Genomic DNA, 22,225 nt, shown 5'->3' on the forward strand with positions numbered 1-22,225 from the left:
GCCCGCATTGCGGACGTTTTGTTTCAGTTCTGTTGTGGAATGTGAGGGTTATTCCTCGACTTCTTCATCCCCCTGATCAGCGATCCAGGCGACGGAAACGACCTCTTCACCCTTGCCGGTATTGAACACACGCACGCCACCTGCGCTGCGCGAACGGAAGGAAATACCATCAACCGGCACCCGGATTGATTGGCCCTTGGAGGTGGCCAGCATGATCTGATCATCGATCTCAACCGGGAAGGAGGCGACAAGTTCACCGCCCCGCATCGCCTTATCCATCGCGGCGACTCCCATGCCGCCGCGTCCACGCACCGGATAGTCATGGCTGGAGCTCAGCTTACCCGCGCCCCCGGTGGTGATGGTCAGGATCAGGTTTTCAGCGGCCGACATCTCGGCATAGCGTTCCTGGGGCAACACGCTGTCAGCGTTGCCTTCGTCTTCATCGCTTTCGGTCTCATCCGTCACACCGGCCATCAGGCGGCGCATCTTGAGATAGGCGGCGCGTTCGTCCGACGTGGCCTCGAAATGACGGATCACGGACATCGAAACAACCCGATCACCATTGGATAGCTTAATGCCGCGCACACCGGTCGATTTTCGGCCTTTGAAGACGCGCACATCGGTGGTCTGGAACCGGATCGCGCGGCCTGAATTGGTGACCAGCATAACATCATCATCTTCGGAGCAGATGCGCGCATTCACCAGTTCGACATCTTCGGGCAGATCCATGGCGATCTTGCCGTTGCGTTTGACATTGGTGAAATCACTCAGCGCGTTGCGGCGCACGTCACCGGCGCTGGTGGCGAAGACGATCTGAAGGTTTTCCCATTCCTCATCCGGGACATCGACGGGCATGATCGCCGCAATGGAAACCCCGGTTGGGATCGGCAGAATGTTGACAATCGCTTTGCCCTTGCCAGTCCGGCTGGATTGTGGAAGGCGCCAGGTCTTGAGCTTGTAGACCATCCCATCGGTGGTGAAGAACAGCAGTTGAGTATGCGTGTTCGCCACGAAGAGGTTGGTGACCACATCCTCTTCCTTGGTCTGCATACCCGACAGGCCCTTGCCGCCACGCTTTTGTGCGCGGAAATCGGCCAGCGGCGTGCGCTTGATGTAGCCGCCCGAGGTGACCGTCACGACCATGTCCTCGCGTTCGATCAGGTCCTCGTCTTCCATGTCGCCGGACCAGTCGACGATCTCGGTACGGCGCGGAACGGCGAATTGTTCGCGCACGCTGCGCAGCTCGTCGCCGATGATCGACATGATCCGTTCCCGTGAGGACAGAATATCCAGGTATTCCTTGATCTTGGCAGCCAGTTCCTCCAGTTCGTCGGTGACCTCTTTGACGCCCAGTTGGGTCAGGCGCTGCAGGCGCAGTTCCAGGATGGCGCGGGCCTGAACCTCGGTCAGGTTATAGGTGCCATCGTCGTTCATCTTGGACAGAGGGTCATCGATCAGGCGCAGGTAGCCTTCGATCTCGGATGCGGGCCAACGGCGGGTCATCAGCTTTTCGCGCGCTTCGGCGGCGTCGGCAGACGACCGGATGGTTGCAACCACTTCGTCCACATTCGAGACGGCCACGGCCAAACCGCACAGGATATGGCTACGCTCGCGCGCTTTACGCAGATCGTATGCGGTGCGGCGGGCGACGACATCCTCGCGGAAGTCGATGAAGGATGTCAGGAACCGCCGCAGGGTCAGTTGCTCGGGCCGGCCACCATTCAGGGCCAGCATGTTGCAGCCAAAGGACGTCTGCATTGGCGAGAAGCGATAAAGCTGGTTCAGCACCACCTCAGGCGTCGCGTCACGCTTCAGTTCAACGACCACGCGCACGCCGTTGCGGTCGGATTCATCCTGTACATGAGCGACACCTTCGATGCGCTTTTCGCGCACTGCTTCAGCAATCTTTTCGATCATCGAGGCTTTGTTCACCTGATAGGGAATCTCATCCACGATGATGGCGTAACGATCCTTACGGATTTCTTCCGTGCGCGTCTTGGCGCGGATGATGACGCTGCCGCGACCCTCAAGATACGCCTTGCGTGCGCCGGACCGGCCCAGCATGACGCCACCGGTCGGGAAATCGGGGCCCGGAACGTATTCGATCAGTTGTTCGGATGTCAGATCGGGATCGTCGATCAGCGCCAATGTGGCGTCGACCACTTCGCCCAAGTTATGCGGTGGGATGTTGGTTGCCATACCCACGGCAATGCCGCCAGCGCCATTGACCAGCATATTCGGGAAACGCGCGGGCAGGACCGTTGGTTCCCGGTCCTTACCGTCATAGTTATCCTGAAAATCAACCGTCTCTTTTTCGATATCGGCCAGCAGGGATGCTGCGGGCTTGTCCATGCGTACCTCGGTATAGCGCATGGCCGCCGGGTTATCGCCGTCCATCGAACCAAAGTTGCCCTGTCCATCCAGCAAGGGCAGTGACATCGAGAAATCCTGCGCCATCCGCACCAACGCGTCATAGATCGCGCTGTCACCGTGCGGGTGGTATTTACCCATCACATCGCCCACAGGACGGGCCGATTTGCGATAGGATTTGTCGTGGGTATTGCCGGTTTCGTGCATCGCATACAGGATGCGGCGGTGCACCGGTTTCAATCCATCACGCAGATCGGGGATCGCGCGGGAGACGATGACCGACATGGCATAGTCCAGGTAGGATGTGCGCATCTCGGATTCGATGGAGACCGTCGGGCCGTCATAGACAGGGCGCTCAGGCGGGTTTTCGTCCATGTTTTCAGGAATTTCTGGCGTATCGCTCACGTAAACTGCCCGTTTATTGTTCTGGGTCTATATCTTGTGGATTCACCCTATCAGACACAGCATATAAGGTGCAAGCAAGCAACAATTCCGAATGCAAAAAAACACCAGTAACACTCGCGTAACACATTGTTAATCAAGAATTAGCCCCTTTGCGTGTTATGCTGAAGAGACCTTTCATGAAACCGGAGGTCTGAATGGAGCAGCGCGAAACAGAATTGATGCTGAAAGGATATGGGCTGACGACGGCAGAGTTTTTCTATCACATGCCCGACTACATCCACGTATTGAATACCTTTATCTGGCAGGAATACGATCTTGCTCCCGACCACCCCAAACTGTTTGAATTCATAGACTTCTGGCAGCGGGAGATTGATGGGCCGCTGCATTCGGTCAAATTCACACATCGCAAGATGATTGCACCCGGGGAATGGCGCAATATGGTTGGAGAGTTTCGGGTGAACTAGCCCGAACAGCTGGCCCCGCCCAAGACGCAGAACTTTGCGCAGTGGGGGTGATTCAAATGCACATCTGCCTCGGCCTCGGCCAGTGTTTCGCCAAGTTCGAACTCAGGTGAGTAGGGCAGCAAGGTGCAGGCCAGAACGGCCGGACGCGCGGCGCCTTTGCGTTTCACTACCATGCGCGCGCTGGCACACATGACCGCGTCGGGGGATTTGTTCAGAATGCCCCAGCAGGCGGTGGTGATTTCCGGAACCTCAGCTGTTTCGTCCATTTCCGGGAACAGAACGGTCTGCGCGGGGTTGTTTGCATCGATATCAAATCCGTGCGCGTCGAAAAACGCGGCATAGCCTGCGCGGCTGTCGGCATCGCTGTCACCCCAGACGGTGCGCCCTGCCACGGCCATGTTAAAGCCGTGATCGCGCAGCCATTCCATCCCTGTCAACGTTTTGGCAAAGCTGCCTTTGCCGCGTTCTTCGTCATGTAGTTCAGGCCGATAGTGATCGACTGAAATGCGTAAGGTCAGTTGGTCATTAAAATCGCGATGAAGCTTTAGCAGACCTTCGCGCATCTTGCGTCGCATCATGGGCAGCATCGCATTGGTCAGAATCAAGACCTCGTACCCACGGTCCAGTGCGGCGCGGGTGATCTCGATCATCTCGGGGTTCATGAAGGGCTCACCGCCGGTGAACGCAATCTCTTTAACAGGCCAGTTGCGCTGTTTAATCTGATCCAGATAGTCGGTGACTTCGGCAGCCGTGATATAGACCAGCGCATCATTGGTTGGGCTGCTTTCGATATAGCAGTTCGCGCATTCGATATTGCACAGCGTACCGGTATTGAACCACAGGGTCTGCGGGTTTGTCAGGGCAACTGACGCGCGGGTTTGCCCGTCTGCCGTCACCAATCTGTCTTGAAACTTGCCGATATTGGCAAGCTGAGGGGCGTTGTCTTTCATTCCCGCATCCGGTCCTTTGAAGTCGTTTGACTGATTTATCTGTTTGTTGTCCTGATGGTAAGGGTCTGGTGGCGTTCTGACAGAGTTTTGATGAACGAGAGTTTTTCCGCTAAAAGGCACGAAAATGATTGCGCTAACATTGGACATGTCGATGGGGGCAGGATAAGGACAAGCCATGGTTTCTCGTGTCATACCTGTTGACCCATTTGATCTGGTCATTTTCGGCGCTACTGGTGATTTGGCGCAGCGCAAGATTTTGCCAGCCCTGTTTCGCCGGTTTTGTGCAGGTCAATGGCCAGAAGACGCACAGATTATTGGTGCTGCGCGATCCGATCTGTCTCCAATTGATTTCAGAGATATCGTGGCTGACTCGTTGCGACGAGACGCGCCGAGACGGGCCCAAAACATCGAAGCGCTGAGTGGGTTCCTGCAACGGATCGACTATGTCGTGTTGGATGCAATGTCCGGGCACGGATGGTTAGATCTGGCTGGACGGCTGACCAAGGACCGCATACGGGCGTTCTATTTCTCGGTTGGTCCACGCCTTTTTGGGCCTCTGGCCGAGCAGATCCGGTCGCATGGTATGGTGTCAGACCAGACGCGTATCGTGGTCGAGAAACCGTTTGGCCATGATCTCGACAGTGCCCGCGGCCTGAATGCAACCTTGGCAGCGCATTTTGACGAAGGACAGATTTACCGGATCGATCACTATCTGGGCAAAGAAACGGTCCAGAACCTGATGGCCGTGCGCTTTGGCAATATGCTGTTCGAGCCGCTCTGGAACAGTCAATACGTTGACCACATCCAGATCACCGTTGCCGAAACGGTCGGTGTAGATGGGCGCGAGGAGTATTACGAACGTGCGGGTGCCATGCGCGATATGGTGCAGAATCATCTGATGCAACTGCTCTGTTTGATTGCCATGGAACCGCCTGCCAAGTTCGACCCCGACGCGGTGCGCGATGAAAAGCTGAAAGTCATTCGCGCGCTTGATCCGGTCGAGCCGCATCACATCGTGCGTGGTCAGTTTGCAGCGGGCGAGGGTGGGCCGGGCTATCGAGAGGTTGTGGACAACCCACGTTCAACCACCGAAAGCTATATCGCTTTAAAAGCGCATGTCAGCAATTGGCGGTGGGCGGGCACTCCGTTCTACCTGCGGACAGGCAAACGGCTGGTCGCGCGATCTTCGGTCATCAACGTTCAGTTCAAAGATGCGCCGCATTCGATCTTTGGTGAGGCTGCTGGACGGCACGCAAATGCCCTGTCGATCCGGTTGCAGCCGAATGAAGGCATCACGCTGAAAGTGACGATCAAGGAACCAGGGCCGGGCGGTATGCGCCTGATCGACGTGCCGCTGGATATGAGTTTTGCCGATGCGCTGGGGCCTGAAAACCAGGATCCCCCTGATGCTTATGAGCGTCTGGTGATGGATGTGATCCGTGGCAACCAAACCCTGTTCATGCGCGGGGATGAGGTCGAGGCCGCATGGGCCTGGACCGACCCGGTCATCGCCGGCTGGCAGGCGCGCGGTGATGTGCCCAAACCCTATGACAGCGGCAGCACAGGCCCCGGCGACGCCGAGCTGCTGATGAAACGTGATGGTCGCCGCTGGCAAGGAATAAAGCCATGATGATTCAAGATTATGCCGATCGGGATATGTTGGCCATTGATGTCGCAAATATGCTGGCCGGAGAGCTTGAAGCCGCGTTGTTGCACAATGAAACCATCGCGCTGGCGGTTCCGGGGGGGACAACTCCGGGCCCGGTGTTCGATGTTCTCTGCGCGGCTGATCTGGAATGGGAACGTGTGCGGGTCATGCCCACCGATGAACGTTGCGTTCCCGCTGACAGTGAGCGTTCAAATCAACGCCTGATCCGCCAGCGATTGCTGACCAATCGTGCATCGGGCGCAACATACGTCCCGCTTTATGTTTCGGGAGCTGAACCCGAGGATGCCTTGCCGGAAATCGAATCTCTGATCGCGCCGGTTCTGCCGCTGTCCGTTCTGGTACTGGGCATGGGGGAAGACATGCACACGGCATCCCTGTTTCCGGGGATGGAGGGGCTGGAGGCGGCCCTCGACAGCCATGCCCCCACGCTCGCCGTGGCCCGCACACAGGTTCAGCCCGAGCCGCGTATTACATTGACGGGCCCGGTTCTGGACGGGGCCTTGTCAAAACACCTGATCATCTTCGGGGCGGCCAAGCGCGATGCATTGGAGCGTGCCATGGCGCTACCACCGGAAGAGGCGCCAATCGCGGCGGTGCTGAGTGGTATGACCGTACATTGGGCGGAGTGAGTGTGATGGACCTGAACAATCTCAAAGCGCTGGCCACTGCGCAGACCGACCGCATCGTGGATTTGTTTGCGGCAGACCCGGACAGGGCGCAAAATTTCTCGGCCTCAGCGGGAGATATGGTTTTTGACTACTCGAAGACCCGCATCGATGCTGATACGCGTGACGGCCTGATCCGACTGTGCCACGACGCCAACCTGGCCGAGCGGCGCGGTGCCATGTTTGCGGGCGAAAAGATCAACGAAACCGAAGGGCGCGCTGTTCTGCACACCGCTTTGCGAAATCTGGATGGCGACGCTGTGCAGGTCGATGGTCAGGACGTCATGCCTGATGTACTGGCAATCTTGCAGCGCATGCGTGTCTTTGCCGAAGAAATTCGCGGAGGTGCCATTGCCGGGATAGGCGGTAGCTTTACGGATGTGGTGAATATCGGGATCGGCGGGTCCGATCTAGGGCCGGTGATGGCGACCCATGCTCTGTCGCCCTATCATGACGGACCGCGCGTCCATTATGTCTCGAATGTGGATGGGGCGCATATCGCGGATACGCTGCGGCAGCTTGATCCGACGCGGACGTTGATCATCGTCGCCTCCAAGACCTTTACGACCATTGAGACCATGACCAACGCACGCACCGCGCGGGCATGGATGAGCGATGGCGGGGGCGACCCGGCCAAACAGTTTGCAGCCGTGTCCAGCGCCTTGGACAAGACGCAGGAGTTTGGCATCCCGGCGGACCGCGTCTTTGGCTTTGCCGATTGGGTCGGCGGGCGCTATTCGGTTTGGGGCCCTGTCGGGCTGCCGGTGATGATCGCCGTGGGCACGAACGCGTTTGATGCGTTCTTACGAGGCGGGCAGGCAATGGATGTGCATTTCCGATCAGCCGACTGGGCCGAGAACATGCCTGTCATGCTGGCTCTTGTCGGCATTTGGCACCGTCAGGTTCTGGGCTATGCGAGCCGCGCCGTTCTGCCCTATGATCAGCGCCTGCTGCGCCTTCCAGCCTATTTCCAACAGCTTGAGATGGAATCGAACGGGAAATCCGTGGCGATGGATGGCACGTCGCTGAGCATACCTTCGGGCCCGGTTGTCTGGGGCGAACCCGGCACCAATGGTCAGCACGCGTTCTACCAACTGATCCATCAGGGCACGGATGTCATCCCCTGTGAGTTCATGGTGGCTGCAGAAGGGCACGAACCGGAACTGGCCCATCATCACCGCCTGTTGCTGGCCAATTGTCTGGCCCAGTCCGAGGCGCTGATGCGCGGGCGGTCGCTGGAGGAAGCGCGCGCGCTGATGGCCGAGAAAGGCTTTGAAGGGGAAGAACTGGACCGTCAGGCCCGCCACCGTGTGTTTGGAGGCAATCGGCCGTCGACCACCTTGATCTATCCGAAACTGACACCCTTTGTGCTGGGGCAGATCATTGCGCTCTATGAACATCGCGTCTTTGTCGAAGGCGTTCTGCTGGGCATTAACTCCTTCGATCAATGGGGTGTAGAGCTGGGCAAAGAACTGGCCACCTCTCTGGGTCCCATTGTAGATGGTGAGGAAAGCGCCACAGGCAAGGATGGCTCGACTGCGGCGTTGGTTGCTTACGCGTTGAAACACCGAGACTAGCGCAAAATCTAGTGGCTTGCCCTTAGGGCAGGCAGCATTCTGATATTGTAAGACAATTAAATGCTTGGCAGGGTTCCTTCTGAGGAGAACGGAATTGACCCATGGGGCATCGCCCCTAGGTGTCGATGACACGGCCATGGCCGCAAAAGGCTAAGCCGAGAAATGGGGAGGATGTCCATGCTGGGACAGATGATGACGCAGCCTTTGCTGATCTCGTCGCTGATCGAACACGCCGAACGCTATCACGGTCAGACCGAGATACACTCGGTTGAAACGGATGGAACGGTGACGCAGACCAGTTGGTCTGAGGTCGCCACCAATGCGCGTAAACTGGCCTCGGCGCTGGGCAAGCTGGGCCTTGAGCCACAGGACCGGATCGGTACGCTGGCTTGGAACAACCGCCGCCATCTTGAGATCTACTACGGAACCTCGGGCGCCGGATATGTGTGCCACACGGTCAACCCGCGCCTGTTTCCCGAGCAACTGACCTATATCATCAACCACGCGCAAGACCGGGTTCTGTTCTTTGATGCCACCTTCATTCCATTGGTTGCTGCACTAAAGCCATCGCTGACAGAGGTTCGCCATTTTGTCCTGATGGGGCCGCGCAATGACGAAGCGCTGGCCCAGATTGATGGGGTCGCGTTCTATGACGAACTGATCGAAACCGGCGATGCAGACTATGCCTGGCCCAGCTTTGACGAAAACACGGCGTCCAGCCTTTGCTATACCTCGGGCACCACAGGTAACCCAAAGGGGGTTCTGTATTCGCACCGGTCAACCGTGCTGCATAGCTTTGGATCGAACACACGGGACGTGATCGGCTATTCCGCCATGGATGTGGTGATGCCGGTTGTACCGATGTTCCATGTCAATGCCTGGGGCTCTCCCTATGCCTGCGCGATGTCAGGATCCAGAATGGTTCTGCCGGGGCCGGGCTTGGATGGCGCGTCTCTGGTCAAACTGATCGACACCTATGGCGTGACACTAGCCATGGGGGTCCCGACGATTTGGCAGGGATTGCTGGCGCAGGCAGCTCAATCTGGCAGCGAATTGACCAGTCTGGAACGCACCGTGATTGGTGGTGCGGCCTGTCCACCGTCGATGATCGAAACCTTCCGCGACACTTACGGTGTCGATACGGTTCACGCCTGGGGCATGAGCGAGATGAGCCCTCTGGGCACGGCAAATACACCGATGGCCAAACACCGGGATCTGCCAATCGATCAACAACATAAGCTGCGCGAAAGTCAGGGGCGACCGCCTTACGGGGTTGAGCTGAAAATCGTCGATGATGATGGAAAGGAACTGCCTCATGATGGTGTCACCCAGGGCGATCTGCTGGTACGTGGCCCATGGGTGTTGGACAGCTACTTCCTGATGCAGGATCAGACGCTGTTGCAGAATGGCTGGTTTGCCACCGGAGATGTGGCAACACTGGACCCGGATGGGTACATGACGATTCGAGACAGGTCCAAGGACATCATCAAATCAGGCGGCGAATGGATCAGCTCGGTCGAGCTGGAAAACATCGCCGTGGCTCATCCCAAGCTTGCCACCGCCGCTGTTGTGGGTGTCCCGCATCCAAAATGGGATGAACGGCCCTTGCTGGTGGCGGTCAAGGCCGAGGGGCAGGACCCCAGTGAAGAGGAATTGCTGGCTTTCTTCGAGGGCAAGATCGCGAAATGGCAAATCCCGGATAAAGTTGTTTTTGTTGAGGCTTTGCCCCTGAACGCCACGGGTAAAGTGCTGAAACGGAACCTGCGTGCCGATTTCGAAACAGCCATGACCGACTGATCCTGCGATACTGGGGAAGAATGGCTCCGGCGGTAGGGATCGAACCTACGACCAATTGATTAACAGTCAACTGCTCTACCGCTGAGCTACGCCGGAACGGTTCGCGCCGTATAGCAACCAGATTTCGCCCCGTCCAGAGTGAGTTGTAAGTTTTTTCCAAAAAAGAAAGCGGGCGCTCGTGAGACCTTTTGAGGGGCTTGCTAAACCGAAACCAACGACCTTGAGCCAAATGGAAATCAAGAGCGGTTTAATGCGTAAATTGTGATTTGGGCGCTGTTCTTCTTTAGTATTCTGCCTCCGACGCAGCCAAGCTAGGTCGAAGAAATGTTATGACATGAGATGTCGTTGCCACTTGGTCGTGTGGATGAGAAGATAAGTGGTATCGCTGGATTACATTTGGTATTCATCGCGACCTTCGACAAAGGTTGGGGGAAACTGCACTTTGGACCTGGAGAGTGTGTTGAAGACATCCGTACTAGAAAAACCTGTTCTTACAATGCCTGAAGAGGCGCAGAACGTTCTGCGCGAGCATTATGAGGCCGCCTCTGTCATTCTTGAATACGGGTCTGGTGGTTCCACCGTTCTGGCTGCCGAGATGAAAGACAAAACGGTTTTTAGTGTCGAGAGTGATCGAATTTGGGCGCGTAAAATGCGGCGTTGGTTTCGTGAGAACCCTCCTAGCACTGGCAGCGAAGTTAACATCTCTTGGGTGGATATAGGTGATACAAAGAAGTGGGGCTTCCCGGTAAATCAGGACAAATCAGGACGATACCCCCGATACCCTTTGTCAGTTTGGCAAAGCGAAGGGTTTAAGCACCCGGACGTCGTGCTTGTCGATGGTAGATTTCGCGTTGGCTGCGCCTTGGCAACGGCTTTCAATATCACCCGACCAGTGACACTTTTAATTGATGACTACGGTGATCGGCCACGTCTGCAGGCGACCGAAGAGTTTCTGAAGAAGCCGGTTCTTGTTGGCCGTATGGCAATCTTCAAAGTTGAGCCTATGCAAATACCAGCGGATCGGTTGGTTCGTATTATCCGCCTTTTGACGCTTCCTTAAAATGACCGCCGAACGGCGTTTGAGTTAGGCAAGTCATAGACACCCAATCGGCGTTTTGTACGTCTGGCGATCTGGCGATATAGAAACGCGGCAACCAAACAGAGACTCGCGATAGTCCTTTTGGTCGCCGACGAGCGACAAGACCGGGATCAAATGGCATGGTTTGCGGTACTGACCCGGTACTCGCAAAGAAAAAGGACCTAGCGGGCAACCGCTAAGTCCTTGAAATCTTTGGCTCCGGCGGTAGGGATCGAACCTACGACAAATTGATTAACAGTCAACTGCTCTACCGCTGAGCTACGCCGGAACGGTTTGCGCCATATACCAACCCCGATTTTTGCCGTCCAGTGGGGAAGCGCGCGTTTTGGGAAAAAACTTTGCGCCTATGCCTGCCGGTAAAAGACGGCCTCGGCCGATAGTACTCCTTCGTGCGTTGCATTGGATTTTCCAACCAGGTCAACCAGATGAGCAAAGACATTCCGCTCTGCTGCGGGCAGCAGCGCTTTGGGTGTTTCCGTGTAGATGCGCTGGGCCAATTGCCGGGCGGTGCCGGGGCGGTCTTCCAGCGCCGTCAGGATTTGCGCCTCGCGGCCGAGCCTGTGTTGAATCAACCACGCCAATCGCCCGGTCGGGTCGGTGATAGGTGCGCCGTGACCGGCATGAAACACAGACCAACTGCGTTCTTGCAGGCGATAGCAGGCGGACATGAAATCCGTCAGATCTCCATCCGGAGGAGAGACCAGCGAACTGGCCCAACCCATCACGTGATCTGCGGTAAAACAGGTCTGACCCCAGGCCATCGCGATATGATTGCCCAGATGCCCTGGTGTATGGATCACCTCAAGTTGCCAGTCGTCGCCTTCGATCAACTCACCATCCGCGATTTCAACATCCGGGCGAAACGTTTGATCAATCCCCTCGCCACCACCAGCCAGGCCGTTTTGCGCCAACTGGGACATGACCGCGCTGCGCCCGGCCTCCGGTCCTCCAAACGCGTGGATTTGCGCGCCCGTTCGAGCGGCCAATGGTGCAGCCAGCGGCGAATGATCCAAATGGCTGTGGGTCACGAAAATATGGCTGATCTTTTGACGGGGCTCTAGTGCGTCCAGAATGGCCTGCAGATGTGCCTCGGACGCAGGGCCGGGGTCGATAACTGCTAGATCCCGTGTGCCCAGTAGATAGGTATTGGTCCCACGATAAGTCATGGGTGACGGATTGGGGGCCAGAATGCGCCTTAGTCCCGGTTGCAATTCCATCGCAAGCCCGACGGGTGGGTCGAAATCATCTGGCGCCTGCATTCTGTCCTCTTCCTCTTGCCCGGGCAGCCCGCTAGGTTTAGCGCATGTCTTCGCAATGGCTCAAACCCTATCTGCCGCGCAGCCTTTACGCCCGGGCGGCGTTGATTCTGGTTTTGCCGGTGATTGTCCTGCTGCTGGTTGTTGGAAATGCTTTCCTGCAGCGACATCTTGAGGACGTGACAGCGCAAATGGTCCGTGCTGCTGCGCGCGAGGTCAATCTGGTGACCGGTGCGATGGAGGGCGTTGAGACCCAGCAACAGGCACTGGCTGCTGTGCGCCCCGATCTGGCCGCGCTTGAGATGAGCGTTCGGTTCCTCGATCTCAACGAAGCGCCGGATATCGGCACCGGGCGCTGGTATGATTTCATCGCCCCGCAGATTGAGGCGGATTTGTATGCTCTGCTGCCTGATCTTGAGGCGGTGGCTTTACCCAATGGACCGGACGTGCGGCTCTACATGGACACGCCCTTGGGCACACTGGAACTTGTGTTCGACCGCAGGCGGCTTGCGCCTACGGCCCCGCACCAGTTGATCGTGACAATGGTGTTTTTCGCCATCGTGATGACTTCGATATCGTTTCTTTATATGCGCAATCAGCTGCGTCCGATCACGCGGCTGTCCAAGGCTGCCGAGGCCTTTGGGCGGGGGCGGGTGGTTGACTACACGCCCGGCGGAGCGATTGAGGTGCGCGCAGCAGGCAACGCCTTTCTGGACATGCGCGCCCGGATCGAACGGCAGATCGAACAGCGAACAATGATGCTTTCTGGTGTCAGCCATGATCTGCGAACGCCTTTGACCCGGCTAAAGCTGGGCTTGTCGATGCTGCCTGAAGATGAGGCCGCACCGATGCAGCAGGACGTGACCGAGATGCAGTCTCTGTTGGATGCCTTTCTGGACTTCTCGCGCGGGGCAGCCGAAGGTGCGCCGGAAGAGGTCGACATCGAAATCCTTGTGCACCAGATCGTTGAAGATGCCAAACGGGCGGGCCATGCGGCCGTATTGGTCGAGGTCGACGGGCAGGGCACCGTCATGCTGCGTCCGATGGCCATGAGGCGGGCGGTTGAGAACCTGATCAGCAACGCGGTGCGCTATGGCAGCCGTGCCGATGTGAGCCTGTCGATCACCCCAAAATCCTTGCGAATCCGGGTTGAAGACGATGGGCCGGGCATTCCCGCGGATCGACGTACCGAGGCGGTAAAGCCGTTCTCGCGCCTTGATCCGGCCCGCAACCAGAATCAAGGCAGCGGAGTCGGGCTGGGTTTGGCAATTGTTGCGGATGTGGCGCGGGCACATGGCGGCGTTCTGCGGCTGGCTCAAAGCGAGCGATTGGGCGGTTTGTGTGCCGATATCATAATCGGACGATAGGGGGCCTAAGAAATACACGCGCCCAAGAATCGATTGTTAGAGCGCTGTCTCGAACTCAGTTCAAATCTTCCAGCAGCCGTCCATGTTTGCGGGTCTCTGAAATTACCGCGCCGAAGGTGGTCATCCCGCGCGCCTCAAGCATCGGCAGCATCTTGACCAATGCATCTGCCGTCGCCACCGCATCCCCCAATGCCGTATGACGCAAAGCGTCAGGAATGGTGATGTCCAGCCTTTCGCATAGGGCGTCCAGCGTGTGCGTCTCACTGGCGCCAAACAGAACTGCTGACATCAGGACGGTATCCAGAATGGGGTGGTCCCATTCAACGCCCATACGCTGCGCATGACGGCGAAGAAAAGCCATGTCAAACGGAGCGTTATGGGCGACGATCACCGCATCCTGCGCGAATTGGTGGAGTATCCGCCCCGCCTGACCAATATCTGGTGCGCCCTGAACCATGTGGTCGCTGACCTTGTGCACTTTGGTCGAAGCCGCTGGGATTGGAATGCCCGGATCGACCAGCATATCCAGCTGTTCACCCGCAACGATCCGACCCTTGATGACGCGCACCGCGCCGATTTGAACGATCTCATCCTTGTGGGGCAGCAGGCCGGTTGTTTCCGTATCGAATACGACAAAGCACAAATCCGTCAGGTTCCGGGTTTCAAATGCTTCCTCTGCCGCGCTTGTCAGCAGATCGAAATCATAGACCAGCGGGCGTGCCGAATCCGGTGCAATGCGGGCCGCGCTATCGTCGAAGATAAGCATATATCCCGGCGCATCACCCAAGGGTTTCATCCGCGCCTGATAGCTTTGCTTGTCGTCGACGCTGTGCAAGGTGCAATCCACATCCAGCCCGGTTTTTGTCAGGCGTTTAAACGCGGCCTCCAGCGAGTCTGATTTGAGATACTCAAACAGAGAAGCATTCAGGCGCGGATGCGCAATCTGGGCCAGAACCTCAGCCGCCTGCGCATCATAAAGTACGATCTTGTGCGTCGGACTTGCCAGCAGCATGGCCACCGGAATTTCGGTGAGCAAAGCGGTCAGGCGTTCTTTTTCCGTGGCCAAAGCAGCGGTTTCGGTCGCCACAGCCTCGGCTATATTCAACGTCTTATCCGACAATTGATCGGCAAGCCCCGCGGCTGCGGGGGCCAGATCGCCAAGGTAGCGCGCGGCCTGCATATCCATGTCCGTGCTAACGCCGGCATGGGCACGGGCGCGAAGCTGTGCCGAAATGCGCTCAATCGGTTTTGCGATATTGTCGTCAAACAGCAGCCAAATCCCTGCGACCAGTGCCAGCAGGCCAAACCCGATCAGAAGTCCAGAGAAAACGAATGCATCCAGAAGTTCTGGCTGGCCTGCGCGGGTATAGCTGAGCCCCAAAGCCAAAGCCGTCACCAAGAGCCCGCCTAAGGCAAGCAAACAGAAGAACAGGAAAATCCTAAGTCGAAGGCTGAGGCGGGTCAGCATGATTACACTCCGCAGGTGGCCTCAATGATTGGGTCACTGCTACCAGCTGTGAACCAATCGGCGTTTACCAGTTGTCCGTCAGCCCCGAACTCGGCCCCATCGGCCAGATTGGCGCGCCGGTTCTGAGCGCAGTCAACCGCAACAGGAACCATCGAACGCGGCGCCCAGCGGCCAAAGAAATACAGGTCGACCAGGCGTTGATCCGGCACTTGATCATTGGTCCGCAGCGAGACCGTGTCGATGGCGGCAAAGCGATCGACAAAGGGCACCGCATAGGTCCATGGGCGGTAGATTGCGCGGCTTTCAACCTCTTGAATCACCGTCAGACTGTCAGGCAGCGTGTCGCGGGTGCGGTCATACCACGAATACTCGCTGGCAATGGTCATCCCGATCATACCCAGACCTGCCGCAACTGGGGTTGCCCATCGGGGCAACAGGCCACCGGTTACCTTGTTCAGCACCATCACGACCCCGGCAAAGGCGAAGCCTGCGAATATTGTGCCGATCAATTCCAGAAACATCTGTTTCCTCCACTTTCGGGGCGCAGACGGCCCCTTCTTCAATTCATTTGCTGTACCAGAGCGTCAACAGATCCTAGCCCAGCATCCCTTTGCCATGACCAACCGCAGATTGCATTGTCTTAATCACCACAAAGGCGTCGCGCAGATGGCTGCGCTCGAAATCCGATAGATCCGAGGGGGGCAGGTAATTATCCGGGCCCGTGCCTGATTTGACCCTTCGAACCTGATGTTCCAGGCGGGTTTCAGCGATCAGGTCATAGGCATCCAAAAGGTCCCGTGCACCCGAGGGGCTGAGCACGCCAGCCGCCTCAGCCGCTTTCAGCCGCGCGCGGGTATTGGCTTCGGTCAACTGCCCTTGCAGGGCGTAGATGCGGCCCAGATCAACCACAGGCACCACGCCATTATGTTTTAGATCCAATGTGTTGCGATGTTCTCCTGACCGAACAGTGGCAAACCCGCGAAACAGCCCCAAAGGTGGGGTGTGCTTCAGCGAGTTTGCGATCATGTGGGCCACAAAGATCGAATTCGAACTGGCCGCTTTCAGCGTATTTGCCTGAAGATCGGCAAACAGATCAAACGTGCCGCCGATGGGACGCAGGTCAAACATGACTGAGGCCAGCATCTGCGCCTCAGGGTTGGGTTTAGCGATCCAGCCGCTGAAATACTCGCGCCAGACCCGCAGAGGCTGGCACCAACGCGGATTGGTCGCCATCATGTCGCCGGGGCAATAGAAATACCCGCAGACATCCAACCCGTCCGAGACGAATTTGGCCAGAGATTGAAAGTAAGGCATGTCGTCGTCGGTGACACTGTCGTCCAGCATCAGGCAATTGTCCTGATCGGATACGCCTGTCTGTTCCTGCCGACCTTGCGAGCCACAGGCCAGCCACAGATATGGAACAGGCGGTGCGCCTAGTTTATCCTCGGCCAGCGCGAGCAAGCGTCGTGTGGCGGTATCAGCGATATCGGTAATCAGACGCGTCACGATCTCGTGCCGGTTTCCTGCGGCCACAAGCTGGACCAGCAATTGCGGTATCTCGGCCGTAACGGTTGCCATTTCAGCGGGGGAACCGGCATGGGCAATTCTGCGCACCAACTCAGCCGAGTTCACCGCTTGATAATGGGTCAGGTCGGTTTGCGTCACAATTCCGACCAACTGACCCGCATTACAAATGGGAATATGACCGATCCCACGCTCCATCATGATATGCAGCACATCAGACCCGATGTCCGTGGGGGAAAGCGTAATGGGGTTTGAGGTCATGATCTCCGAAATCGGAGTGTCTGGGGGCAGTGCATCCGCCACGTATTTGCCTGAGATATCGCGCAGGGTTGCGATCCCCAACAACGCCTCGGCATCTGTCACGCAAAGGGATGAAATCTTCTTGTCGCGCATCAGGCGCGCGGCCTCGGGGACGGGGGTATCGGGTAGGCAGGTCGCGGGATCACGGGCCATCAGAACGTCGATGGCACTGGTGGCCAGGCTCTGCGGGCCGGAACGATCCCCGCGGGTCCGGTTGAAAAACCGGGATACGATCTCATGCGAGGTGACCAGATCCTGTACCAGATCGGGCGGCAGGATGATCAGGATGGATGCGCGTTGCGCGGTTGCACGTGTCGCGGCTTTGCCATTGCGCAGCAAGCCCCGTTCGCCAAAGGAATTGCGCAATCCGAGTTGCGAGACAACGGCACCGTTTTCATCCGTGATCTCAACCAGCCCTTCGTAGATTAGAAACACGCCGGGCAGGGTGTGCCCCAGATCATAAAGCTGCGCATCCGCGTCCACATCCTGAATGTCCGCCCGGCGCGCAATATCTTCCAGCACGTCCTCGGCCAAAGCGTCATAGGGATGGACGGATTTCAGAAACCGGGTGATCTGCGATTGGGACAGGGTCATCAGAACGCTCAATAATCTCCAAGCAAAAATCCCGCCCGGTGGAATGCCGGGCGGGAACAGTAAGTCGAAAGACGCGGCACATAGAGGTTATCCATGCACCGCATCATGCTCATTTATTCTGAGCTGCGCCAGCACCACGGGGAATGCGAACGCTTTCGACCAATTCAACGATCTCCTGCGGAGTCTCTTTGGTCATACCGGCAACGACGTAAGCAACGCCGAAGTTGATCATTGCACCGATAGCGCCGAACGAGGTCGACTTGATCGGACCCAGCAGCGGGTCAGCATCGGTGAACGAGTTGGTACCCGGAATGAACAGCCAGCCTTTGTGCAGGAAGATGTAGACCAAGGTCACAACCAGGCCAGCCATCATGCCAGCGACCGCGCCGGTGTTGTTGATGCGGGTCGAGAAGATCCCCATCATCAGCGCCGGGAAGATCGAGGCTGCCGCCAGACCAAAGGCCAGGGCCACGGTTTGCGCCGCAAAGCCCGGTGGGTTTAGACCCAGCCATGTTGCGACCACGATGGCCACAGCCATGGCAATCCGCGCCGCCAGAAGCTCGCCCTTTTCAGAGATCGACGGGTTGATCGCCCCTTTGACAAGGTCGTGGGACACCGCTGACGAAATCGCCAACAACAGACCCGCAGCTGTGGACAGCGCCGCAGCCAGGCCACCGGCAGCGACCAGACCCACAACCCAACCCGGCAGGTTGGCAATTTCCGGGTTCGCCAGAACCAGGATGTCGCGGTTGAACTTGGTCAGCTCGTTACCAACCCAGCCTTTTTCTTCCGCAATGGCCTGCATCGCTTCGGATTTGTCGTTGTAGTACTGGATTTTCCCGTCGCCGTTCTTGTCCTCCCAGTCCAGCAGACCGGTTTTCTGCCACGTGGCCATCCAGTCATATTGCTGGTCATTGTCGATCTGTTCGACACTCACAGCACCACCTTCGATGCCGCCATTGGGCCACATCATTTCACTGATGTTCAGACGCGCCATGGCACCAACCGCAGGGGCGGTCAGATACAGCAGAGCGATGAACACCAGCGTCCAGCCAGCGGACCAACGGGCGTCAGACACTTTCGGCACAGTGAAGAAGCGCATGATCACGTGCGGCAGACCAGCAGTACCGATCATCAGCGACAGCGTGAACAGTACCATGTTCAGCGTGTTCGAGTGGTGGGCTGTGTATTCGTTAAAGCCCAGCTCGGTCACGATCGCATCCAGCTTGGTCAGTAGCGGCTCACCGCTTGCGGTGTCGCCAAACAGACCCAGGGCCGGGATCGGCGTGCCTGTCAGCTGCAGCGAGATGAAGATGGCCGGGATGGTGTAGGCGGTGATCAGCACGCAGTACTGAGCGACCTGAGTGTAGGTCACGCCTTTCATCCCACCAAACACCGCGTATGCAAACACAACTGCGGCACCGATCAGCAGGCCTGTGGTGTTGTCGACCTCAAGGAAGCGACCAAAGGCCACGCCTACGCCGGTCATCTGACCAATCACGTAAGTCACCGACGCAACGATCAGACAGACAACCGCAACGACACGTGCGGTTTGGCTGTAGAACCGGTCGCCAATGAATTCCGAGACGGTGTACTTGCCGAACTTACGCAGGTAGGGGGCAAGCAGCAGAGCCAGCAGCACGTAGCCACCGGTCCAACCCATCAGGAAGGTCGAGTTGTCATAGCCGGTAAAGGCAATCAGGCCCGCCATCGAGATGAACGAGGCCGCAGACATCCAGTCTGCCGCTGTCGCCATACCATTGGTGACCGGGTGAACGCCGCGACCGGCGGCGTAGAATTCAGATGTGGACCCAGCACGGGCCCAGATCGCGATGCCGATGTAGAGCGCGAAGGATGCGCCAACAAACAGCAGGTTGATGGTAAACTGATCCATTGCTCGCTTACTCCTCGTCCACGCCGTATTCAGCGTCCAGCTTGTTCATGCGCCAGGCGTAGTTGAAGATCAGCACCAGAAAGACCAGGATTGATCCTTGCTGAGCGAACCAAAAGCCCAGATCGGTGCCGCCGATGGCGATCCCCGACAGAAGCGGACGCAGCAGGATGCCGAATCCAAACGACACCAGCGCCCAGATAACGAGGCTGATGTAGATGAGGCGCAGGTTGGCCTGCCAATAGCCCTTATCGGCATCGGCAGCCTGCGCGGAGTTTGATGAATGATCCGCCATGCGGTGTCCTCCTTCGCTTCCCTCTTGGGCGACGCTGCACAACTCCTCCAGTGCGATGCGCCGCTTCTTGGTTGTGCCAAACGCTCTTAGACGTTCGGCAAAACTCCGCTGTTCCGCCAAGGCGGTTCAATCGAAGTATTCGGTTTCAGGATCAAAGCCTTGCGGCCTATCTCCTCCCATTCGTGTGTCTCATCGCCCGCAAGATCCTCCAGAGCGGGCGATGAGGTGGTCTTAGGTCAGGGCCTAGGTGTTGGCCCTGTTTTCGATTAGGTCTTCAACCACTGACGGATCGGCCAGGGTAGAGGTATCACCCAGGCTGCCAAAGTCGTTTTCGGCGATCTTGCGCAGGATGCGGCGCATGATCTTTCCCGAACGGGTCTTTGGCAGGCCGGGGGCCCACTGAATGACATCCGGGCTGGCAATCGGCCCGATCTCGGTCCGAACCCAAGTGCGCAGCTCTTTCAACAGCTCATCCGAAGGCTCACGATCATTCATCAAAGTGACGTAGCAATAGATACCTTGCCCTTTGATTTCATGGGGATAGCCCACTACGGCGGCCTCAGCCACGGCGGCGTGCGCCACCAACGCGCTTTCGACTTCGGCAGTGCCCATGCGGTGGCCCGAGACATTGATCACATCGTCAACGCGACCGGTGATCCAGTAGTCACCGTCTTCGTCTCGACGGCAGCCGTCACCGGTGAAGTAGTAGCCTTTATAGTCCGAGAAGTAGGTCTTTTCGAACCGTTCATGATCGCCCCAAACGGTGCGCATCTGGCCGGGCCAGCTGTCTTTGATACACAGAACGCCTTCGACGCCGTTGCCCTCGATCTCCACCCCGGATTGCGGGTCCAGAACCACGGGCTGAATGCCAAAGAAGGGTTTCATGGCCGAACCTGGCTTCATCGCGTGTGCACCGGGCAGGGGGGTCATCAGGTGGCCACCGGTTTCGGTCTGCCACCATGTATCCACGATTGGGCATTTGCCCTTGCCGACAACCTCATTGTACCAGTTCCAGGCTTCAGGGTTGATCGGCTCACCTACGGTCCCCAATGTGCGCAAGTCGCTAAGATCGCAATTCTCGACGAACTCAGTGCCTTGGCCCATCAGCGCACGGATAGCGGTCGGGGCTGTATAGAACTGATTGACCTTGTGTTTCTCACACACCTGCCAGAAGCGGCTGGCATCCGGATAGTTTGGCACGCCTTCGAACATCAGCGTGGTCGCCCCATTGGCTAACGGTCCATAGACGATATAGCTGTGGCCCGTGACCCAGCCCACATCCGCGGTGCACCAGTAGATATCGCCATCGTGGTAGTCAAAGGTGATCTCATGCGTCATGGCCGCGTAGACCAGATAGCCCCCGGTCGTATGAACAACGCCTTTGGGCTGACCCGTTGAGCCAGAGGTGTAGAGGATGAACAGCGGATCCTCGGCGCTCATCTCAGCAGGTGCGCAATAGTCATCTGCCTCCAGCGCCATTTCGTTGTAGTCGCAGTCGCGCCCGTCAATCCACGTGGTCTGACCGCCTGTGCGCTTGACGACGAGGCATTTCACCGTGTCCTTGCAGTGCAGCAGGGCCGCATCAGCGTTGGATTTCAGCGGCGTTTTACGGCCCCCGCGCGGGGCTTCGTCAGCGGTGATGACAACCTTGGCGTCACACCCATTGACGCGTGCAGCTAAGGCGTCCGGTGAAAATCCTGCAAAAACAATAGAATGGATCGCGCCGATCCGTGCGCAGGCCAGCATCGCATAGGCCGCCTCGGGGATCATCGGCAGATAAATCACAACCCGGTCACCTTTGCGCACACCCAGCGTTTCCAGAATGTTCGCCATCCGGCACGTGCGGCGGTGCAACTCGGCATAGGTGATGTGCTGGGCGGGATCATTTGGATCATCGGGTTCCCAAATGATCGCCGTCTGATCTCCGCGTGTCTCAAGATGGCGGTCTAAGCAGTTGGCGGATACGTTCAGCGTACCATCAGCGAACCAGTTGATCTTGACCGAGCCGAGATCGTAGTTGACGTCTTTGACCTGAGAGAAGGGTTTGATCCAGTCGACGCGCTTGCCTTGCTCGGCCCAGAATGCGTCAGGGTCACTGATCGAAGCTGCATACATCGCGTCATACTTGGCGGCATCAACATGCGCGCGGGCGATGGTATCTGCGGACGGCGCATATGTCTTGGCATCTGCCTGGGCAGCGGTAGTCATTTTTGAGGCTCCTCCCTCTGGACTGGATTGTTCTGGATCTTCTTTGCCCGCCGAACGGGTAATGTCGATCCCATTCCTCCCCGAGCGCAGTATTGCTGCGTTCTGAAAATAAATAAATAAATTGCGGTAATCCCTGCATTTGTTTGTCAAAAAATTTCTTTCTCAAGTATATTTTTGTAAATAAATTTTAAAATATATCGGAAAAGTAATGATAATCAACGCATAAGCTGTAATGCTGCCTGCCATCGTCGAAATCATCCCTTTCGTCGTTTCGTCTCAAAGTCAGACTGGGCCAAGGCCTGATCCATGGTGTGAACATGACCTGC

Annotated in this window: 16 protein-coding genes and 2 tRNA genes; 7 read left to right on the plus strand and 11 right to left on the minus strand. The window is 57.4% G+C overall.

The genetic code is table 11. The features are described 5' to 3' along the window. Nucleotides 1-48 precede the first annotated feature (48 nt). Nucleotides 49-2,775, minus strand: coding sequence for a DNA gyrase subunit A (gene gyrA / locus AC2FGE_RS02600; RefSeq protein ID WP_496817613.1), 2,727 nt, complete (start codon nucleotides 2,773-2,775; stop codon nucleotides 49-51). 194 nt (nucleotides 2,776-2,969) lie between these two features. Here gyrA and AC2FGE_RS02605 point away from each other — a divergent pair, with 194 nt between their 5' ends. Further along, nucleotides 2,970-3,239 (plus strand): usg protein, encoded by a 270-nt coding sequence (locus tag AC2FGE_RS02605; RefSeq protein ID WP_496817614.1) that lies wholly within the window; start codon nucleotides 2,970-2,972, stop codon nucleotides 3,237-3,239. Here the strand turns inward: AC2FGE_RS02605 and AC2FGE_RS02610 are convergent. Next, entirely contained in the window at nucleotides 3,236-4,189 is a 954-nt protein-coding gene (locus tag AC2FGE_RS02610; protein ID WP_496817616.1) for a radical SAM protein, read from the minus strand. The genes AC2FGE_RS02605 and AC2FGE_RS02610 overlap by 4 nt on opposite strands. A gap of 175 nt (nucleotides 4,190-4,364) precedes the next feature. Here AC2FGE_RS02610 and zwf point away from each other — a divergent pair, with 175 nt between their 5' ends. The 4 genes from zwf (at nucleotide 4,365) to AC2FGE_RS02630 (ending at nucleotide 9,897) form a co-directional block, all read left to right on the plus strand. Beyond that, nucleotides 4,365-5,819: a glucose-6-phosphate dehydrogenase gene (gene zwf, locus AC2FGE_RS02615; RefSeq protein ID WP_496817617.1), complete on the plus strand. Its 1,455-nt coding sequence runs from the start codon at nucleotides 4,365-4,367 to the stop codon at nucleotides 5,817-5,819. After that, nucleotides 5,816-6,487: a 6-phosphogluconolactonase gene (pgl, locus tag AC2FGE_RS02620; protein ID WP_496817618.1), complete on the plus strand. Its 672-nt coding sequence runs from the start codon at nucleotides 5,816-5,818 to the stop codon at nucleotides 6,485-6,487. The genes zwf and pgl overlap by 4 nt, the downstream gene beginning before the upstream one ends. A gap of 5 nt (nucleotides 6,488-6,492) precedes the next feature. Further along, on the plus strand, nucleotides 6,493-8,100 hold the full coding sequence (gene pgi, locus AC2FGE_RS02625; RefSeq protein WP_496817619.1) for a glucose-6-phosphate isomerase: 1,608 nt from the start codon (nucleotides 6,493-6,495) through the stop codon (nucleotides 8,098-8,100). Between the two features lie 177 nt (nucleotides 8,101-8,277). Beyond that, complete coding sequence (locus AC2FGE_RS02630; protein WP_496817620.1) at nucleotides 8,278-9,897, plus strand: long-chain-fatty-acid--CoA ligase; 1,620 nt, start codon at nucleotides 8,278-8,280, stop codon at nucleotides 9,895-9,897. A gap of 21 nt (nucleotides 9,898-9,918) precedes the next feature. Here AC2FGE_RS02630 and AC2FGE_RS02635 read toward each other — a convergent pair. Next, nucleotides 9,919-9,993 (minus strand) — tRNA-Asn (locus tag AC2FGE_RS02635). A 361-nt stretch (nucleotides 9,994-10,354) separates the two neighbouring features. Between AC2FGE_RS02635 and AC2FGE_RS02640 the strand changes: the two genes are divergently transcribed. Then, a complete protein-coding gene (locus AC2FGE_RS02640) occupies nucleotides 10,355-10,957 on the plus strand; it encodes a hypothetical protein (RefSeq protein ID WP_496817736.1) in 603 nt (200 codons plus the stop codon). A gap of 232 nt (nucleotides 10,958-11,189) precedes the next feature. Here the strand turns inward: AC2FGE_RS02640 and AC2FGE_RS02645 are convergent. Continuing rightward, nucleotides 11,190-11,264 (minus strand) — tRNA-Asn (locus AC2FGE_RS02645). Between the two features lie 76 nt (nucleotides 11,265-11,340). Beyond that, the gene (locus AC2FGE_RS02650; RefSeq protein WP_496817621.1) at nucleotides 11,341-12,255 is read right to left on the minus strand and encodes an MBL fold metallo-hydrolase; all 915 of its coding nucleotides are present in this window, start codon (nucleotides 12,253-12,255) and stop codon (nucleotides 11,341-11,343) included. Between the two features lie 44 nt (nucleotides 12,256-12,299). Between AC2FGE_RS02650 and AC2FGE_RS02655 the strand changes: the two genes are divergently transcribed. Beyond that, the gene (locus AC2FGE_RS02655) at nucleotides 12,300-13,619 is read left to right on the plus strand and encodes an ATP-binding protein (protein ID WP_496817622.1); all 1,320 of its coding nucleotides are present in this window, start codon (nucleotides 12,300-12,302) and stop codon (nucleotides 13,617-13,619) included. Between the two features lie 55 nt (nucleotides 13,620-13,674). Here the strand turns inward: AC2FGE_RS02655 and AC2FGE_RS02660 are convergent, their stop codons facing one another. The 6 genes from AC2FGE_RS02660 to acs form a co-directional block, all read right to left on the minus strand. Next, a complete protein-coding gene (locus AC2FGE_RS02660; RefSeq protein ID WP_496817623.1) occupies nucleotides 13,675-15,087 on the minus strand; it encodes a 3'-5' exonuclease in 1,413 nt (470 codons plus the stop codon). Nucleotides 15,088-15,089: 2 nt separating this feature from the next. Continuing rightward, nucleotides 15,090-15,608: a hypothetical protein gene (locus AC2FGE_RS02665; protein ID WP_496817624.1), complete on the minus strand. Its 519-nt coding sequence runs from the start codon at nucleotides 15,606-15,608 to the stop codon at nucleotides 15,090-15,092. A gap of 73 nt (nucleotides 15,609-15,681) precedes the next feature. Then, nucleotides 15,682-17,505 carry a putative nucleotidyltransferase substrate binding domain-containing protein gene (locus AC2FGE_RS02670; RefSeq protein WP_496817626.1) on the minus strand — a complete coding sequence of 608 codons (1,824 nt, stop codon included), beginning with the start codon at nucleotides 17,503-17,505 and terminating at the stop codon, nucleotides 15,682-15,684. A gap of 109 nt (nucleotides 17,506-17,614) precedes the next feature. Further along, nucleotides 17,615-19,399, minus strand: coding sequence for a sodium:solute symporter family protein (locus tag AC2FGE_RS02675; protein WP_480547136.1), 1,785 nt, complete (start codon nucleotides 19,397-19,399; stop codon nucleotides 17,615-17,617). A gap of 7 nt (nucleotides 19,400-19,406) precedes the next feature. Further along, nucleotides 19,407-19,691: a DUF4212 domain-containing protein gene (locus tag AC2FGE_RS02680; RefSeq protein WP_170530242.1), complete on the minus strand. Its 285-nt coding sequence runs from the start codon at nucleotides 19,689-19,691 to the stop codon at nucleotides 19,407-19,409. Between the two features lie 243 nt (nucleotides 19,692-19,934). After that, nucleotides 19,935-21,899 carry an acetate--CoA ligase gene (acs, locus tag AC2FGE_RS02685; RefSeq protein ID WP_496817627.1) on the minus strand — a complete coding sequence of 655 codons (1,965 nt, stop codon included), beginning with the start codon at nucleotides 21,897-21,899 and terminating at the stop codon, nucleotides 19,935-19,937. Nucleotides 21,900-22,225 lie beyond the last annotated feature (326 nt).

Source organism: Ruegeria sp. YTSA075, assembly GCF_059610245.1.

Excerpts from the sequence above, each read along its gene's own strand:
- AC2FGE_RS02605 (WP_496817614.1), top strand. The coding sequence starts at position 2,970 with ATGGAGCAGCGCGAAACAGAATTGATGCTGAAAGGATATGGGCTGACG.
- AC2FGE_RS02610 (WP_496817616.1), bottom strand. The coding sequence starts at position 4,189 with ATGAAAGACAACGCCCCTCAGCTTGCCAATATCGGCAAGTTTCAAGAC.
- zwf (WP_496817617.1), top strand. The coding sequence starts at position 4,365 with ATGGTTTCTCGTGTCATACCTGTTGACCCATTTGATCTGGTCATTTTC.
- pgl (WP_496817618.1), top strand. The coding sequence starts at position 5,816 with ATGATGATTCAAGATTATGCCGATCGGGATATGTTGGCCATTGATGTC.
- pgi (WP_496817619.1), top strand. The coding sequence starts at position 6,493 with ATGGACCTGAACAATCTCAAAGCGCTGGCCACTGCGCAGACCGACCGC.
- AC2FGE_RS02630 (WP_496817620.1), top strand. The coding sequence starts at position 8,278 with ATGCTGGGACAGATGATGACGCAGCCTTTGCTGATCTCGTCGCTGATC.
- AC2FGE_RS02650 (WP_496817621.1), bottom strand. The coding sequence starts at position 12,255 with ATGCAGGCGCCAGATGATTTCGACCCACCCGTCGGGCTTGCGATGGAA.
- AC2FGE_RS02655 (WP_496817622.1), top strand. The coding sequence starts at position 12,300 with ATGTCTTCGCAATGGCTCAAACCCTATCTGCCGCGCAGCCTTTACGCC.
- AC2FGE_RS02660 (WP_496817623.1), bottom strand. The coding sequence starts at position 15,087 with ATGCTGACCCGCCTCAGCCTTCGACTTAGGATTTTCCTGTTCTTCTGT.
- AC2FGE_RS02665 (WP_496817624.1), bottom strand. The coding sequence starts at position 15,608 with ATGTTTCTGGAATTGATCGGCACAATATTCGCAGGCTTCGCCTTTGCC.
- AC2FGE_RS02670 (WP_496817626.1), bottom strand. The coding sequence starts at position 17,505 with ATGACCCTGTCCCAATCGCAGATCACCCGGTTTCTGAAATCCGTCCAT.
- AC2FGE_RS02675 (WP_480547136.1), bottom strand. The coding sequence starts at position 19,399 with ATGGATCAGTTTACCATCAACCTGCTGTTTGTTGGCGCATCCTTCGCG.
- AC2FGE_RS02680 (WP_170530242.1), bottom strand. The coding sequence starts at position 19,691 with ATGGCGGATCATTCATCAAACTCCGCGCAGGCTGCCGATGCCGATAAG.
- acs (WP_496817627.1), bottom strand. The coding sequence starts at position 21,899 with ATGACTACCGCTGCCCAGGCAGATGCCAAGACATATGCGCCGTCCGCA.